Genomic DNA, 15,567 nt, shown 5'->3' with positions numbered 1-15,567 from the left:
CCAACTTTCACCTTCACAGAGCGCTCCATGATTGCCACCACCGAGAAGCAGATCACCGGCCCCATCATTCGCCTGCACCCTGCCGACAATGTCGTCGTCGCCCGCGTCAACGTCGCGATCGGGACAAACGTGCCGTCCGAATACTTCACCTGCCGCAGCCAGGTGCCGGCCGGTCACAAGATCGCCGCCCGCGACCTCGTCGCCGGCGAGCCCATCCTGAAGTACAACGTCTGCATCGGCTTTGCGGCGACGAATATCCCCGCCGGCACCTACGTCCATTCCCACAACACCGAATTCCGCGAGTTCGACCGCGATTACGCGCACGGCCGGGACTACCTTCCCGCCGAGCTGCTGCCGCGCGAGCAGCAGGCGACTTTTGAGGGCATCGTCCGCAGCAACGGACAGGTAGGGACCCGCAACTACATCGGCATCCTGTCGACCGTGAATTGTTCGGCCACCGTCGTGCATCGCATCGCCGAATGGTTCACGCCGGAGCGCATGGCCGACTATCCGCAGGTCGATGGCGTGGTCGCCCTGAGCCACGGGCTCGGCTGCGGCATGGAGATGTCGGGCGAGCCGATGGACCTGCTGCGCCGCACGCTGGGCGGTTATGCGCTGCACGCCAACTTCGCCGCGGTGCTCATCGTCGGCCTCGGATGCGAGCGCAACCAGCTGGCGGCGCTGCTGAAAGACCAGGGACTGGAAGCGAACAATCGCCTCCACACCTTCGTCATGCAGGAAACCGGCGGCACCCGCAAGACGATCGCGGCGGGTATCGAGGCGGTGCGCGGCCTGCTGCCCGAGGCAAACAATGTGAGGCGCCAGCCGGTGCCGGCCAGCCACCTGAAAATCGGACTGCAGTGCGGCGGCTCCGACGGCTTCTCGTCGATCACGGCGAACCCCGCGCTCGGCGCGGCCGTGGATATCCTGGTGCGCCATGGCGGCACCGCCATCCTGTCGGAGACGCCCGAGATCTACGGCGTCGAACATACGCTGACCCGGCGCGCGCGCAGCATGGAGGTCGGGCAGAAGCTGATCGAGCGCATCCGCTGGTGGAAGGACGAGTACTCGCCGGGCCGCGACGTGCAAATCAACGGCAATGTCAGTCCGGGCAACCAGATGGGCGGCCTCGCGAACATCTTCGAAAAGTCGCTCGGCTCCTCGATGAAGGGCGGCACCACCGGCCTGATGGAGGTGTACCGCTATGCCGAACAAGTCACCCAGCCAGGCTTCGTGTTCATGGATACGCCGGGCTTCGACCCGGTCTCGGCGACCGGCCAGATCGCGGGCGGCGCCAACCTGATCTGCTTTACCACCGGACGCGGCTCCATGTTCGGCGCCAAGCCGACGCCCTCGATCAAGCTCGCCACCAATACGCCGATGTACGAGAAGCTGCTCGAGGACATGGACATCAACTGCGGCGAGATCCTCGACGGCACCGCGACCGTCCAGCAGATGGGGCAAAAGATCTTCGAGCTGATGCTGCAGACGGCTTCCGGCAGCCGCACCCGGAGCGAGGAACTCGGCCTGGGCGACCATGAGTTCGTGCCCTGGAATATCGGCGTCGTCAGCTAACGCCAGGCGACATGCCATCGGGGGGCGGCAGCGCTCCCCGCAACCATAAAAACAATCATCAAGGAGATTACCGTGCTGTCCACTATTTCAACTGCGCTGCGGCGTGCGTTCCTGCCTGTCTCGCTGGTCACCGTGACCGTCGCTTCCGCCATCGCCCTGCCCGCACAGGCGAACGGCTATCCGGACAAACCTATCCGCATCGTGGTGGGATTCGCGCCGGGCGGCGGCGCCGATATCGTCGCGCGCCAGATCGGCAACCAGCTGTCCGCGCAGATGGGCCAGCCGGTGATCGTCGAGAACAAGCCCGGTGCGACCGGCACCATCGCCGCGGCCAACGTGGCGGCGTCCGGCGCCGACGGTTACTCGATGATGCTGGCATCGCAGTCGACCATGGTGATCGCGCCCAGCATGTATCCGAAGCTGCCCTTCGACCCGGTCAAGGACTTCACCCCGGTCACGCAGCTGGTGTCGATGCCGCTGGTGCTGGTGGTCCACCCTTCCGTGCCGGCCACTACGGTCAAGGAACTGGTCGAGCTGGCGAAGAGCGGCAAAGTCGCCAACTATGCCTCCTCGGGCAGCGGCGGGCCGCAGCATATCGCCGCCGAACTGTTCAACCTGAAGGCCGGGGTCAAGCTCACCCACGTGCCGTACAAGGGCGAATCGTCCGCGCTGACGGATGTCGTGTCGGGGGTGGTGCCGGTGATGTTCGCCAACCTGCCCGTGGTCGCCGGCTTCATCAAGTCCGGCAAGCTCAAGACCATCGCCATCTCCAGCCTGGCGCGCTCGCCCAGCCTGCCGAACGTGCCGACGGTGGCGGAATCGGGCTTTCCCGGCTTCGAGGTGCTGACCTGGTACGGCTTGTTCGCCCCTAAGAATACGCCGAAGCCGGTGATCGGCAGGATCAACAGCGAGGTCGACCTGGCGCTCAAGAACCCGGAGCTGCTCGCCAAGTTCGCCCAGCAGGGGCTGACGGTGGTGGGCAGCGACACCGACCAGTTCTCGGCCTTCATGAAGACCGAACTGCCGAAATGGAGCACCGTCATCCGCAGCGCCGGGATCCATGCGGACTGACCACGCGGCCCGCGCCCCTGCCGCCCGGGGGCGATCCGCGCTATCATCCCTTCGGTAAATCAGGACAGCGCCCGTTGCGAGGCCGATGACGGTCACGTGGGCGCGGCCGACCGACGGGGAAGACGCCAGCCATGGATACACAGTACGTACAGAGTTTTGTTACCGTGGTCGAATGCGGGTCGATCGCGGAAGCAGCGCGGCGCCTGAACCTCACCGCGGCGGCGATCGCGGCGCGCGTGCGTGCGCTCGAAGAGGAGCTGGGCACGCCGCTGGTGCAGCGCGCCGGCCGCCGCGTCAAGCCGACCCAGGCCGGGCTCAAGATCCTGGAACGGGCCCGCCATGTACTGCGCGACGTGCGCGACCTGCGCGCCATCGCGAACGACGAGACCAGCATCGGCGAACTCAGGCTGGGCGTGTCGGCCTCGGCCCTGACCGGCTTCCTGCCGCCAGTGCTGCGCAGCTTCTACAGCAGCCATCCGAAGCTCAAGGTCTTCATCGAGCCGGGCACTTCCAGCCATCTGTACCCGCGGGTGCTCAAGGGCGAGCTCGACGCCGCCATCATCGTCGAGCCCCAGTTCCTCATCCCCAAGGGCCACGAATGGCGCCAGCTGGTGGAGGAGCCCCTCATCGTGCTGGTGCCCCCAGGCCTGGCCGCGCGCGAGCCCTTCGACCTCATCGCCAGCGAACCCTTCATCCGTTATGACCGCACGGTCTGGGGAGGACGGCTGGCCGACCGTTACCTGCGCCAGCACAACCTGCACCCGAACGAACGGCTGGAAATCGACGGCCTGATGGCGATCGCGACCCTGGTATCGGAGGGCCTGGGCGTCTCGCTGGTCCCGGACTGGGCGGCGGACTGGATGCACCGCATGGGCCTGGTGCGGCTGGCCTTGCCGCACCAGGCGCCGGTACGCCGCATGGGGCTCTTGTCCTCCCTGTATTCGCCGCATGCGCAGCTGGTCGGGGCGTTCTATGAAGAGGCCTGCCGGGTGATCGGGGCGCCGGCTGCGGCGGCGCAAGCGGCCTGACAGGTCTACTCGGCGCCGATATCCATTACACTGCCGGCTTGTCCACACTTCACGAAGCGCCCATGTCAGCCGAGCACGCCGCACCGACCTCCGACCACCTGCACGCCCACCTCGACGGCGACGCCAGCCACGGCCATTTCATCGAGGCGCGCAGCCAGAAAGCCCTCGGCATCGCGCTGGCGATGACGCTGCTGTTCGCGCTGATCGAGGTCGTCACCGGCTTCATGTCGAATTCGCTGGCGCTGATCTCGGACGCCGGCCACATGGTCACCGACGCCGCTGCCCTCGGCCTGGCCCTGCTGGCCCAGCTGATCGCCAAGCGCCCGCCGTCGAGCCGCCATTCCTTCGGTTTCGTGCGCGCCGAGGCGCTCGCCGCTTTCGTCAACAGCCTGGCGATGCTGGCCCTGGTCGCCTGGATCGTCTGGGAGGCGGCCCATCGCCTGGCGCATCCGCAGGCGGTGCAAGGCGGCGTGGTGCTGGTGGTGGCGGCGATCGGCGCGGCCATCAACCTGGTCGTCGCGTATGTGCTGTCGCGCGACAGCGACAGCATCAATACCCGCGCGGCCCTGGTCAACGTGATGGGGGATTTGCTCGGATCGGTGGCGGCGATCGCCGCCGGCGCCGTCATCTATTTCACCGGCTGGGTGCGGATCGACCCGATCCTGTCGATCTTCGTCTCGCTGCTGATCCTGAAGTCGACCTGGGGCATCCTGCGCGAGTCCTACCACTTCCTGATGGAAGGCGTGCCGCACCATATCGACTACCTGACGGTGGGCGCGGACCTGGCCGGGGTCGACGGCGTGCTGTCGGTGCACGACCTGCACGTCTGGGACATGTCGCCCGGCCACCCGGCCCTGATCGGCCACCTCGAGATCCGCGATCTCGCCGAATGGCCGCTCGTCCTGCGCCGCGTGCAGGCGATGCTGTTCGAACGCCACGGCATCGACCATGTCACGCTGCAGCCGGAAGCGCTGGATGGCCTGCCGCTGGACGCCGCGCTTTGTCAGATTCCGTGTAAGCCTGCTCTTACCCCGCACGGGCACGCGCGCCGATAGGACCGGCCGCTGCCTTTTCCGATAATGGGTGCATGAGCGAACTTACCGAACGCGTATTCGATACCCTCGTCATCGGCGGCGGCCCCGGCGGGCTGACGGCCGCCATCTACCTGCGCCGTTTCACGCGCAACATCGTCGTCGTCGACAAGGGCAACAGCCGCCTGTGCCTGATCCCCGTCTCGCACAACTATCCCGGTTTTCCGGAAGGCGTGCCGGGTGGGCAGCTTCTTCGCAACCTCACGGACCAGCTCCGCAATTACGGGGGTGACGTCGTGCATGGCGAGATCACCGATTTGCGCCTTGAAGACGGCCATTTCGTCGGCGATTACGTCGACGACGCCGGCGACACGCACCAGATCCGCGCGCTCACCGTGCTGCTCGCGACCGGCGTGGCCGATGCGGGCCTGCCGATCGAACACTGGCGCGAGGCCGTCGCCTGCGGCGCGGTGCGCCTGTGTCCCGTGTGCGACGGCTACGACGTCATGGACCGGCGCATCGCGGTGGTCACCTCGGAAACCAACCCGGTCGGCCACGCCCTCTTCATGCGCTCGTTCAGCGCGGACGTGACCCTGTTCGACCGCGGCAAGGAATCGATGCTGAGCGATGAGGACCGGCGCCAGATCGAGGCGGCGGGCGTGCGCTATGTCGAGTCGCCGCTGCTCGGGGTGTCGATGAGTGCGGACATGAAACCCATCTTGAATACGCTTGACGGCGAGAGCCGCGAGTTCGATGTGTTTTATCCGATCCTGGGGGAGTCGGCGAGGTCGGGCCTGGCATCGAAGCTGGGGGTGGAGACGGCGGAGTGCGACAAGGTGCTGGTCGATGATCATCAAAGGACGACCGTACCCGGGCTGTATGCGATTGGCGATGTGGTGCGCGGCTTGAACCAGATTGCGGTGGCGGCCGGGCAGGCGGCGATTGCGGCGACCACGATTCATAATGCCTTGCCGTGGGCCTTGCGGCCAAAAAAGTCCGCGTAACGAGATTTCAGGGGCCGGTTGAACGCGTGGATGGCAGAGCCGTCCACCCTACATCGTCGCCCGTAGGGTGGACGGGTTTCCCGTCCACGCGTTCAACGCACCGTCGCTGCCTACGGACGCCTTACTTCGTCCCCGACGCCAACGCGATGCGTCGCTTGATCTGCTCAACGGCCGTCGTATTGCCCGCCGCCTCTGCACGCTGCGCCTGCACCCCCAACCACATCAGCAAGGGCCTTCGCCACCCCTGCCCCGACGCTGTCTCGGTCGCCACCTCGATATCCCCCGGCGTAATCCGCCCCGCCTTGAACAAGGCCCCTGCCGCAACAAGCTTCGACAAGGGCTCCGCCACGCCGCTCAAGGACCCGCTCGACACCACCGCCCGATGCTGCTCCGGCAAGGACGCCACATCCAGCCCTTCCCAGCGCCCGGCGAGATAAGCCGCATACGCCCGCTGCGTCGGCGAAGCGTCCGCCGCCAGCGCAGCAAACCCCGGACAATCCCCGAACTCCAGGCTCGCCGCTAGCGTCGCACAGCGCACCAGCTCTACCTGGGCCACCAGGTCGGCGCGCCCGGTGCTGCTGGTCTCCCGCCGGGCGCGCACGAACTCCGCATTGGCCGCCGCCGTGTTCCCGCGCAGGTAGTCATCGGTAAACCCGTCGAGCGCATCCTTCGCATTGGGCTGCCAGCTCGGTGGCGCCGGCTTGCTGGCACAACCGGCGAGCAGCAGCATTGCCGCCATCGTCGTCAAGATTTTCATGGCAGCTTGATCTCCTCGTTCTTGCCGGCGAACGGCCACTTGCGGTTGACCTGGTCGACCAGGCGATTCACCTTGCGCAGGCTGGCGTCGACTTCACCGCGCAAGGCGCCCAGGTCTTCGGTGGCGACGCGCGCATTCGCGCCGACCGCCTGCGCCTCGACCAGCACGGCGTCCACGCGTTTCAGGGTAGCGCGCGCATCCTGCAGCACGCCCTGCAGCTCGACCACCGCCGCCTGCGCATCGTCGACCACGCCCTTCTTGCCGTACAGGCGCTGGTCGGTTTTTGCCAGCAGGCCGTCCAGGCGCTGCAGCGTGCCGACGAATTTCTTCGCCTCCTCGTCGCCCAGCGCCCCGCTCAGCAAGCCATACCTGCCGGACAGGCGGCCGGTCAGCGTTTGCAGGTTCTCGAGGCTGCCGGCGACACTGGACCCTTCGGCCGTCATGCTTTCCAGGTTGTTGAGCAGGGACCGGGCCGTGGCGACGAGGCCGGGGATCTCGGCGGTGACGTCGCCGCGCAGGATCGGGCGCACCTCGCCGTCCTTCAGGGGCGCGTCGTCGAGTATCCCGGTAAAGGCGCGCAGGCGGGTTTCGCCGACCACGCTGCGTTCCAGCGTGAAGACGGAAGACGCGCGCAGCCATTTGGCATCCGACTTCGACACGTCGACCAGCACCTGCACCTTGCCGTCTTTCGCCAGTTCGACCCGGCGCACGCGCCCGATCGGAAAGCCGGCGAAGGTCATGTCCATGCCGGGAATGACGCCTTCCGAATTCTCGGTGGTCAGCACCAGCCGTTGCGTCGGCTCGAACACGCCGCGCGCATACATCACGTACAGGACAAAGGCGATGATCAGGGCGGAGACAAGGCCCAGCAGGATCATCGCCTTGGTTTCAACATGGGCCGGCTCGTCAGGTGTCGTATCGATCATGGGTCAGGTAATGGGTCAGATGTACTTCAGGGCCAGCGAGGCGCCTTCGATCAGCAGCAGCACGAACAGCAGGCGCAGCGCGCCGGGCTGCACGCTCGATGCCAGCCGGCGCGGATAGCGCTGCAGTTCGAGGATCGCCGCGGTCGGGATCACCGCCACGGCCAGGCCGAACAGCACGGTTTTCAGCACGAAGCCGATCGTGACGACCGGGTCGAACACCCGGCCGACGGTGCGCGTGTAGTCGGGCAGGCCCCAGGGCGACAGGCCGTAGACGTTCAGGTAGGCCAGCACCAGCACGATGGTCGAGCTGACCATGGCCAGGCTCAGTACCGAGAAGGCGTTGGCGAACAGCTGCGGCACCAGGTCGCGCCGCAGGCGGCGCAGGGCTTCGGCGTTCACCTCGGCGGTGGGCAGGCCGGCGCGCGCCAGGCCCAGGCTCGATGCGTCGAAGGCCATGCTCGAACGCAGCGCGGCGAACAGCGCGGCGGACAGGGGAATGAGTTCGAGCACCAGCACCCGCACCACCATCTCGAGCGCGTAGCGCGACAGGCCGTAGCTCATCGCCGTGACGAGCACGATGCGGATGACGACGAGGCTGATCAGGGCGGACAGCACCGTGAACCAGGGCAGCACCTGCCAGCTGCTGGCGTGGATGTAGCGCGCGGTGACGTGGCGGGTGCCGCGGTTGTAGGTCGAGGGCGAGAGCGCGGTGACGACGGCGATCGCACCGAGGTGGAACATGTACCACCAGCTGCGCAGGTAGCGCAGGAAGGCGAGGCCCCAGAGGCTGGGGCGGATGGCAAGGTGGCGAGGTCGGCGCATGGCTATATGATACGGTTTTGTCAACGTGGCATCAAATTACGTATCATGTAGGGTGGGCATGCCCACGCGGAATGGTGCGCAGTGTCAGGCGCGAACAATGACCGCCGGTCCGCGTGGGCATGCCCACCCTGCGGTACGCAGCCGTTCCGATTATTGACGCCGCGCCTCCTGCACGCCCGTCACCTCGGTAATCGACGACAAGGCCTTCTGCAACTGCGCCGTCGACCCGATCTCCGCCGTGAACACCATGCGCGCCTGCCCTTTGGTCGTCTGCGTATTCACGCCGATCACGTTGATCTTCTCGCGCAAAAACGCATCCGACACGTCGCGCAGCAACCCCTGGCGGTCGATCGCGAGGATGAAGATGTCAACCGGGTACACGGTCTCGATCACACCCTTGCCCCAGTCGGTCTGGATCACCCGTTCCGGCGCCTTGGACCGCATCTCCGCGAAGTTCTTACACGACAGCCGGTGAATCGACACGCCCTTCCCGCGCGTGACGAATCCGACGATCGGGTCCGGCGGCGCCGGCTTGCAGCACTTGGCCAGCATCGTCATCAGGCCTTCGGTGCCGACCACCAGCACGCCCGATTTGGCACCCTGCTCGACGCTCGAGGCGCGGCTCTTGTTGACCACCGCCGCGTCGTCCGGCGGCGGCGCTTCCACCGCTTCGTGCAGCGCCGCTTCCACATGGCGCAGGCTGAATTTCTCCTTGCCGACGGCGACGAACAAGTCGTCGACCCTGGCAAAGCCGAGTTTATGCGCGAGCGCTTCCAGGTTGACGGCGGTCTTGCCCTCGCGCTGCAGCGATTTTTCGACCAGGGCCCGGCCCTGCGCCAGGGTCTCGGCCAGTTCCAGCGCGTGGAACCAGGCGCGGATCTTCGAGCGCGTGCGGCTGCTGACCGTGTAGCCGGGGCTGAGCCAGTCGCGCGACGGCCCGGCGCTGCCGGCCGGTCCCTTGGCGGTGATGATCTCGCAGGTCTGCCCGTTTGCCAGCGGCGTATTCAGCGGCACCATGATGCCGTCGATCTTGGCGCCGCGGCAGCGGTGACCCACTTCGCTGTGCAAATGGTAGGCGAAATCGATCGGGGTCGCGCCCACCGGCAGTTCCAGCACGCGCGCCTGCGGCGTCAGCACGAAAATGCGGTCGTCGAGCGTGGTCGCTTTCAGTTTCTCGACCCACTCCTTCTGGTCTTCTTCGGCGGCGACGACGTCGGCGCCGTTGGTGACATCGCTCTTCCAGGCCAGCAGCTGGCGCAGCCAGGCGATCTTCTCGTCGTATTTCTGACTCTTGAAGTTGGAGCCGCCTTCTTCCTTGTAGCGCCAGTGCGCGGCCACGCCGTACTCGGCGAAGTTGTGCATCTCCTGGGTGCGTACCTGCACCTCGAGCGGCCGCCCGTCTTCGGCGGTGACGACCGTGTGCAGCGAGCGGTAGCCGTTCGGCTTCGGGCGCGCGATGTAGTCGTCGAATTCGCTCGGGATCGGGGTCCAGATGTTGTGCACCAGGCTCAGGACCGTGTAGCAGGTCTTTTCGTCCTGGACGATCACGCGGAAAGCCCGCACGTCGTACAGCGAGGAGAAATCGAGGTCCTTGCCGCGCATCTTGTTGTAGATGCTGTAGATGTGTTTCGGCCGCCCGCTCACCTCGGCCTTGATGCCGGCCGCGTGCAGCTCGCGCTGCAGGCGTTCGATCGACGAGGCGACGAAACCTTCGCGCGCCATGCGTTTTTCTTCCAGCATTTTGGCGATGCGCTTGTAGGTGTCCGGCTCGAGGAAGCGGAAGGCCAGGTCTTCCAGCTCCCACTTCAGCTGCCAGATGCCGAGGCGGTTGGCCAGCGGCGCATACAGGTCCATCACCTCGCGCCCGTAGTCGTGGGTCAGCTCGTCGAAGCGCTTTTGTTCGGCGAACCAGCGCAACGTCGTGATGCAGGAGGCGAGGCGGATCAGCACCACGCGCATGTCGGTCGCCATTGCGAGCAGCATCTTGCGCAGGGTTTCCACCTGCGCCACGGCCTGCTGGGCCGCGTTCTTGCCGCGCCCGATGGCCTGCTGGCCGACGGTGAGGTCGCGCAGGCGGATCAGCTGCTGCACGCCGCGCACCAGGCTGGCCACCTCGGGACCGAACAGCCGTTCCAGGGTTTCCACCAGCGGCGGCTCGACCAGCACCAGCTCGAACAACAGGCCGGCGATGCGGGTTTCGACGTCGCTGCGCAGGTAGGCCAGCGTGCCGGCCACGCCCAGCGAAAATTCGAAGGCGTTCTCGCCCGACCAGCAGGCGCGCTCGCCGTACGCGGCTGCCGCGTAGTCGAGCGCGTGCTGGACGCGCACGCATTCTTCAGGACTCAGGCCGTTGACCAGCTGGGTAGTGGCGTCGCCGAGTGCGGCGGTGGAAACCATCGACGATCAGCGCAGTGCGGCGGTGACGACGACCTCCACCAGGCAGGCCGGATTGGCCAGCTTCGCTTCGACCGTGGCGCGCGGCGGCGTGTGGCCGGCGGCAACCCATTCGTCATAGACCGCGTTCATGCCGGCGAAATGCGCCATGTCGGCGATGTAGATCTGGGTCATCAGGATGCAGGTCTTGTCGCTGCCGACTTCCTGCAGCAGGCGGTCGACGTGGCCCAGCACTTCGCGCGTCTGTCCCTCGATGTCCTGGGTGGTGTCGTCGGCGATCTGGCCGGCGAGGTAGATGGTGCCATTGTGGACGGCGATTTCGGACAGTCGCTTGCCTACGTGAAGTCGTTTGATTTCCATGTTCTCTTTCTTGCTAAGGGTGTTAAAAAGCCGTTAAAAATTCGCGTGCGATCGCGATCTGGTCCTCGTGCACGAAGGTGGGCGCATGTCCCACGCCGGCGATCTCGACCAGTTGCGGTTTCGGTCCGCGCGTCGTCATCCGTTGCGCCGTCTCGTGCGACAGCAGGTCGGACAATTCGCCGCGCACCAGCAGCGTCGGACAGCTGATCGCATCCCAGGCGCGCCACAGCGCCGCCTCGTCCTGCTTCGCGCGTTCGACGCCCATCGTCTTGAACGGCTGGGCCAGCGCCAGGTCGTAATGGCGCACCCATTCGCCGTTCGGCTCGCGGCGCAGCACATCGCGCGCCAGCTTGTCCCACTCGTCATCCGAATGCGGCCCGAACGAGGTCGACACGTCGCGCACGAAGCGCGCACCGGCGGCGTAATCCGGGAAGCGCAGGTCCTGGCCGATGTAGTCGGCGATGCGGTTCAGCGCACTGCCGTCGAGCGCCGGACCGATGTCGTTCAGGACCATGCGCGTGATCGGCGAGCCGGGAAGCGAGGCCAGCACCATGCCGATCAGGCCGCCCATCGAGGTGCCGAACCAGGCCACCTTGTCGTCGCCCCTCGCGGTGACGCGTGCAACCAGGGTCACCATGTCGGCCACGTATTGCGGCAGCGCGTACAGCTGCGGATCGGCCAGGCGCCCGGAGCGTCCGCGCCCGGCGACATCGGGGCAGACCACGCGATACGTATCGCTCAGGTCGCGCGCCAGCGCATCGAAGTCGTCGGCCACCCGGGTCACGCCATGCACGCAGACCAGCACGCGGTCGTTCTCCGGATCCCCCCATTCCTTGTAGGCGATCCGGTGCAGGCCGGCGGGCGAGCTGCACTGCACGCTTTTGAGTGTCGCTTCGCCCTTCGCTTCGCTCCGCAGTTCGCTCCGCACTTCGCTCCGCACTTCGCTCATTTCTCTGCTCTCCGATGACAATATTGGCACGCCGTTAAGTCCAGTCCGACATTTTAACTGGCCGAGCGATTAGAATTCTACCAATTCCGCGGAAGAACCCCGATCACCTACCTCCATCACCTACCTTACAGAGGAAACAATGAAATCGAACATGCTAAGCGGTAAAACGGCACTCGTCACCGGCTCGACCTCCGGCATCGGCCTCGGGATCGCGCGTTCGCTGGCCGAACAGGGCGCCAATATCGTCTTCAACGGCTTCGGCGACGCCCAGCAGATCGAGAAGCTCTACACCGACATCGGCCAGGAGTTCGGCGTGCAGACCGCCTACCACAATGCCGACATGTCCAGGCCGGAACAGATCGAGGCGATGATGGCGTTTGCAAGCGAAAAATTCGGCGGCGTCGACATCCTGGTGAATAACGCGGGCATCCAGCACGTGGCGGCGGTCGAGGATTTCCCGGTCGAGAAATGGGATGCGATCATCGCGATCAACCTGACTTCCGCCTTCCACACCACGCGCCTGGCCCTGCCCGGCATGAAGCAGAAAAACTGGGGCCGCATCATCAACCTGGCGTCGGTGCACGGCCTCGTTGGTTCGGCGCAGAAGTCGGCCTATGTCGCGGCCAAGCACGGCCTGGTCGGTTTCACCAAGGTCACGGCGCTGGAGACCGCGCAGACGGGCGTCACCTGCAACGCGATCTGCCCGGGCTGGGTCCTGACCCCGCTGGTACAAAAGCAGGTCGACGACCGCGCCGCCCGCGAGAGCGTGTCGAACGACGACGCGAAGCGCGGCCTGCTGCTTGAAAAGCAGCCGTCGGGCGAATTCGTGACGCCGGACGAACTGGGTGCGCTGGCCGTGTTCTTCTGCTCGCCGGCCGCCTCGCAGGTGCGCGGCGTGGCGTGGAACATGGACGGCGGCTGGGCCGCCCAGTAAACGTAGGGTGGACTCCGTCCACGCGGTCTTTCGTGCCGATGCATACCCCACCGGTCGCAACGACCGCCGGCGGACGCACCTGTGCGATACGCGTGGGCGGAGCCCACCCTACGTATTTCGCCTCCATCCCCACATCACCGACGCATGCAAAATTTTGAAAAGCGGCGCGACCGCTTCGACCTCTTCGACCGCATGGACAGCCCCGCGGTCAACCTCTGTTTCACCCTCGACCTCCCGGATTACCGCCCCTGGTGCAGGGAACACGGCCTGCCGCCCTTCCACGTGCTGCTGTGCGCCGTCCTGCGTTCGATTTTAAAGATCGAGAACTTCCGCTACCGCGTCTTCGAAGGCGAAGTCATCGCGATCGACCGCCTGATGCCCTCCTTCACCGTCGTCAACCAGAACAATGACCTGAATTTCGCCCTGTTCGACTGGTCCGACGACCTGCGCACCTTCGTCGCGCGCGGCATTGAAGCGCGCGACCGGGCCTGCGCCATGACGGCCCTGAACAACCAGTACGCGGCCCTTTCGCCGCGCGCGTGCAAGGACCAGGTCTTCATCACCTGCATTCCCTGGCTCGATTTCACGTCGATCCAGCACCCGATGGCCAGCCTCGGCGCACCCGACATCCCCTCGCTGGCCTGGGGCCGGTTCAGGGACGGCCCGGACGGACGCCTGCAGTTGCCGTTCTCGGTGCAGGCACACCACGGCTTCGTCGACGGCTTCCACATCCACCAGCTGGCGCAGCAGATCGCGGCCGAGCTGGACGGCTTCATGGCCGGCCAGCCCTAGGCAGCCCGACGGGCCAGTCAAGGCAAGGCCTGGTTCAGCACCTTCTCCGCATCCACGATATCAACCCCCTGCAGCTGCCCCAGCCAGCTGTCGAACCACGGCTTGTGCGAAGACCCGACCACGGTCAGCACGCGTGCGCCCGGCCGTTCGCGGAAGGTCTCGCGGATGTTAGCGACCATGCGCAGGTTGCGGATTTCCCAGCCGCCGACCCATATCTGCGGATAGCCCTCTTTCGATACCGCGCGCATCGATGGCACGACGTTGGCCTCGGCCGCGGCGCGCAGGTGGCCGGGATCGTTGACGGCGCGGTACAGCGGCAACAGGTCCGGCGCACGCCTGAGCGGCGCTTCGATCGCTTCGAGCGTTTTGAAGGCGCCCCCGTTGGCCCAGGCGGCCTCGATCGAACTGAGGAAGGCCTTGGTATCGGCTACGTCGATGAGGTCGCCCGTATGGTTGTCGATCGCATGCACGCGCGCCAGGCCGAGCCGCGCGGCCAGACGTGCGGCGATCTGGTAGCTCTCGTTGTTAAGCTTGCCGAGTTTGACGAGCTGCTCGACGAGTGCCGCGTCCAGGCCGTCGCCCGGGCGGCGCTCGCCAGCGGGCAGCTGCAGCCACTGCACATAGGCCGAGGCGCGGTCGTAGGATGCGAGGAACAAGGCGGCAAGATGGCGGCGCTGGGCTGGCGTCGGCTGCGCCGGCCAGGCCTTGAGCAGCTTGTTCGCCTCCGCCATCGCCGCCGGCGCGTCGAGCCCCGTCGCGGCGCGGGCCGCGTCGACCGGCGGGCAGTAATCGGCACCGTACTTCACCGGATGGCGCGCGGCGAGGTCGCATTCTTCGCCATTCTCGGTCTCGATGGTGATGATCTCGGGCTTGAAGGCGGCCAGGCGGTCGAGTACGCCATCGAGCGCGGACGCATCGAAGGCCGGCATGGTCCGCAAGTGCACGGTCCCGAGCACCAGCACCTGCGCGCGCGGCCCGGCCATGTCGCGGTCCAGCCCCGTCAGGTCGATTTGCGCCTGCGCCGTGAATGGCCAGGCGAGCGCCAGCAGCGGCGCCAGCAAGCCTGCCGCAAGGCGGCCTTGTGCACGGATATTTCCCATCGAACTACTCCAGAACAGTTGTTGATGGGGACAATGTATGAAAGACAAGCCCAATGCTCAACAGCGGACCGACAGGACGCCGGTTTCGCGGTCCAGGCTGCCAAAAATACCGCTTGACGCGCAAATATGACGGTCATAATATGAAGACCATCATATTTGCAATCCCCGCCATGAACGCCGAGTCCAAACAGAACCGCCGCGAACAATCGCACGCGCGCATCCTCGACGCCGCCGCGCGCGTCCTGCGCCGCCAGGGCTATGCCGGGGTCGGCGTGGCCGAGGTGATGAAGGAAGCGGGCCTGACCCATGGGGGCTTCTACGCCCACTTCAAATCGCGCGACGCCCTGCTCGCGGCCGCCATCGAACACGCGGCGGCCGACAGCGCCCGGGGCCTGACGCGCCGCATCGCCTCCCTCCAGGAAGCAGGCGCGAGCCCGGTGCGCGCGCTGGTCGAAGCCTATCTCGCCGACCTCCACTACGCCAGCCGCGAGCGCGGCTGCGTGGTGGCGGCGCTCGGGTCGGAGATGCCGCGCCAGAGCGAAGAATTGCTGGACGTTTCGCGCGCGCGCGTCGCCGCCCTGGTCGAGCGCGCACGCGCCGCCTTGCCGCCGGAGGCGCCGCCGGAACAGGCCTTCCTGCTGGCGAGCAGCCTGGTCGGTGCCCTGCAGATGGCCCGCGCGCTCGGCGACGAAGGGCGCGCCCTGCTGCCGGCCACCCGCGACGCCCTCATTGCCCGGTACGAAACCTGAACACCCGGCTGCGCTCGTCCGCAGCCTTTCTTGACACACGAATATGACGATCATCATATTTTAAAAACCAGCCTG

General features: G+C 66.3%; 15 protein-coding genes. 8 read left to right on the top strand and 7 right to left on the bottom strand.

Annotated elements, in window-relative coordinates; all coding sequences use genetic code 11:
* The first annotated feature begins 27 nt into the window (after window positions 1–27).
* The 5 genes from AC1MEM_RS13930 (at window position 28) to AC1MEM_RS13910 (ending at window position 5,709) form a co-directional block, all read left to right on the top strand.
* On the top strand, window positions 28–1,575 hold the full coding sequence (locus AC1MEM_RS13930; protein WP_499471325.1) for a UxaA family hydrolase: 1,548 nt from the start codon (window positions 28–30) through the stop codon (window positions 1,573–1,575).
* A 72-nt stretch (window positions 1,576–1,647) separates the two neighbouring features.
* Window positions 1,648–2,646 (top strand): Bug family tripartite tricarboxylate transporter substrate binding protein, encoded by a 999-nt coding sequence (locus tag AC1MEM_RS13925; RefSeq protein WP_499471323.1) that lies wholly within the window; start codon window positions 1,648–1,650, stop codon window positions 2,644–2,646.
* 131 nt (window positions 2,647–2,777) lie between these two features.
* Window positions 2,778–3,674, top strand: coding sequence for a LysR family transcriptional regulator (locus AC1MEM_RS13920; RefSeq protein WP_499471321.1), 897 nt, complete (start codon window positions 2,778–2,780; stop codon window positions 3,672–3,674).
* 62 nt (window positions 3,675–3,736) lie between these two features.
* Window positions 3,737–4,729 (top strand): cation diffusion facilitator family transporter, encoded by a 993-nt coding sequence (locus tag AC1MEM_RS13915; protein ID WP_499471319.1) that lies wholly within the window; start codon window positions 3,737–3,739, stop codon window positions 4,727–4,729.
* Window positions 4,730–4,761: 32 nt separating this feature from the next.
* Complete coding sequence (locus AC1MEM_RS13910) at window positions 4,762–5,709, top strand: NAD(P)/FAD-dependent oxidoreductase (protein WP_499471317.1); 948 nt, start codon at window positions 4,762–4,764, stop codon at window positions 5,707–5,709.
* Between the two features lie 121 nt (window positions 5,710–5,830).
* On the opposite strand, the gene AC1MEM_RS13905 is transcribed toward AC1MEM_RS13910, so the two are convergent.
* The 6 genes from AC1MEM_RS13905 to AC1MEM_RS13880 form a co-directional block, all read right to left on the bottom strand.
* Window positions 5,831–6,466 (bottom strand): hypothetical protein, encoded by a 636-nt coding sequence (locus AC1MEM_RS13905; protein WP_499471315.1) that lies wholly within the window; start codon window positions 6,464–6,466, stop codon window positions 5,831–5,833.
* A complete protein-coding gene (locus tag AC1MEM_RS13900; protein WP_499471313.1) occupies window positions 6,463–7,392 on the bottom strand; it encodes an MlaD family protein in 930 nt (309 codons plus the stop codon). Before AC1MEM_RS13900 ends, AC1MEM_RS13905 begins: the two co-directional genes overlap by 4 nt.
* Before the next feature lie 15 nt (window positions 7,393–7,407).
* On the bottom strand, window positions 7,408–8,214 hold the full coding sequence (locus AC1MEM_RS13895) for an MlaE family ABC transporter permease (RefSeq protein ID WP_499471311.1): 807 nt from the start codon (window positions 8,212–8,214) through the stop codon (window positions 7,408–7,410).
* 150 nt (window positions 8,215–8,364) lie between these two features.
* The gene (locus AC1MEM_RS13890) at window positions 8,365–10,611 is read right to left on the bottom strand and encodes a RelA/SpoT family protein (RefSeq protein WP_499471309.1); all 2,247 of its coding nucleotides are present in this window, start codon (window positions 10,609–10,611) and stop codon (window positions 8,365–8,367) included.
* A gap of 6 nt (window positions 10,612–10,617) precedes the next feature.
* Entirely contained in the window at window positions 10,618–10,968 is a 351-nt protein-coding gene (locus tag AC1MEM_RS13885; RefSeq protein ID WP_499471307.1) for a RidA family protein, read from the bottom strand.
* A 22-nt stretch (window positions 10,969–10,990) separates the two neighbouring features.
* On the bottom strand, window positions 10,991–11,917 hold the full coding sequence (locus AC1MEM_RS13880; RefSeq protein WP_499471305.1) for an alpha/beta fold hydrolase: 927 nt from the start codon (window positions 11,915–11,917) through the stop codon (window positions 10,991–10,993).
* Between the two features lie 139 nt (window positions 11,918–12,056).
* Here AC1MEM_RS13880 and AC1MEM_RS13875 point away from each other — a divergent pair, with 139 nt between their 5' ends.
* Together AC1MEM_RS13875 and AC1MEM_RS13870 are read left to right on the top strand one after the other, a co-directional pair.
* On the top strand, window positions 12,057–12,851 hold the full coding sequence (locus AC1MEM_RS13875) for a 3-hydroxybutyrate dehydrogenase (RefSeq protein WP_499471303.1): 795 nt from the start codon (window positions 12,057–12,059) through the stop codon (window positions 12,849–12,851).
* A 144-nt stretch (window positions 12,852–12,995) separates the two neighbouring features.
* Window positions 12,996–13,643 (top strand): CatA-like O-acetyltransferase, encoded by a 648-nt coding sequence (locus tag AC1MEM_RS13870; RefSeq protein ID WP_499471301.1) that lies wholly within the window; start codon window positions 12,996–12,998, stop codon window positions 13,641–13,643.
* 17 nt (window positions 13,644–13,660) lie between these two features.
* Here AC1MEM_RS13870 and AC1MEM_RS13865 read toward each other — a convergent pair whose 3' ends face one another.
* Window positions 13,661–14,743 carry a DUF5694 domain-containing protein gene (locus AC1MEM_RS13865; protein ID WP_499471299.1) on the bottom strand — a complete coding sequence of 361 codons (1,083 nt, stop codon included), beginning with the start codon at window positions 14,741–14,743 and terminating at the stop codon, window positions 13,661–13,663.
* 140 nt (window positions 14,744–14,883) lie between these two features.
* Here AC1MEM_RS13865 and AC1MEM_RS13860 point away from each other — a divergent pair, with 140 nt between their 5' ends.
* Window positions 14,884–15,492 (top strand): TetR/AcrR family transcriptional regulator, encoded by a 609-nt coding sequence (locus tag AC1MEM_RS13860; protein WP_499471298.1) that lies wholly within the window; start codon window positions 14,884–14,886, stop codon window positions 15,490–15,492.
* Window positions 15,493–15,567: the final 75 nt, after the last annotated feature.

This window comes from Telluria sp. AIW5, assembly GCF_056680575.1.
Note: the sequence above shows the minus strand (reverse complement) of the source record. Positions and strands in the feature narration are given on the sequence as shown.

Excerpts from the sequence above, each read along its gene's own strand:
- AC1MEM_RS13870 (WP_499471301.1), top strand. The coding sequence starts at position 12,996 with ATGCAAAATTTTGAAAAGCGGCGCGACCGCTTCGACCTCTTCGACCGC.
- AC1MEM_RS13865 (WP_499471299.1), bottom strand. The coding sequence starts at position 14,743 with ATGGGAAATATCCGTGCACAAGGCCGCCTTGCGGCAGGCTTGCTGGCG.
- AC1MEM_RS13860 (WP_499471298.1), top strand. The coding sequence starts at position 14,884 with ATGAAGACCATCATATTTGCAATCCCCGCCATGAACGCCGAGTCCAAA.
- AC1MEM_RS13930 (WP_499471325.1), top strand. The coding sequence starts at position 28 with ATGATTGCCACCACCGAGAAGCAGATCACCGGCCCCATCATTCGCCTG.
- AC1MEM_RS13885 (WP_499471307.1), bottom strand. The coding sequence starts at position 10,968 with ATGGAAATCAAACGACTTCACGTAGGCAAGCGACTGTCCGAAATCGCC.
- AC1MEM_RS13895 (WP_499471311.1), bottom strand. The coding sequence starts at position 8,214 with ATGCGCCGACCTCGCCACCTTGCCATCCGCCCCAGCCTCTGGGGCCTC.
- AC1MEM_RS13920 (WP_499471321.1), top strand. The coding sequence starts at position 2,778 with ATGGATACACAGTACGTACAGAGTTTTGTTACCGTGGTCGAATGCGGG.
- AC1MEM_RS13915 (WP_499471319.1), top strand. The coding sequence starts at position 3,737 with ATGTCAGCCGAGCACGCCGCACCGACCTCCGACCACCTGCACGCCCAC.
- AC1MEM_RS13890 (WP_499471309.1), bottom strand. The coding sequence starts at position 10,611 with ATGGTTTCCACCGCCGCACTCGGCGACGCCACTACCCAGCTGGTCAAC.
- AC1MEM_RS13880 (WP_499471305.1), bottom strand. The coding sequence starts at position 11,917 with ATGAGCGAAGTGCGGAGCGAAGTGCGGAGCGAACTGCGGAGCGAAGCG.
- AC1MEM_RS13905 (WP_499471315.1), bottom strand. The coding sequence starts at position 6,466 with ATGAAAATCTTGACGACGATGGCGGCAATGCTGCTGCTCGCCGGTTGT.
- AC1MEM_RS13875 (WP_499471303.1), top strand. The coding sequence starts at position 12,057 with ATGAAATCGAACATGCTAAGCGGTAAAACGGCACTCGTCACCGGCTCG.
- AC1MEM_RS13900 (WP_499471313.1), bottom strand. The coding sequence starts at position 7,392 with ATGATCGATACGACACCTGACGAGCCGGCCCATGTTGAAACCAAGGCG.
- AC1MEM_RS13910 (WP_499471317.1), top strand. The coding sequence starts at position 4,762 with ATGAGCGAACTTACCGAACGCGTATTCGATACCCTCGTCATCGGCGGC.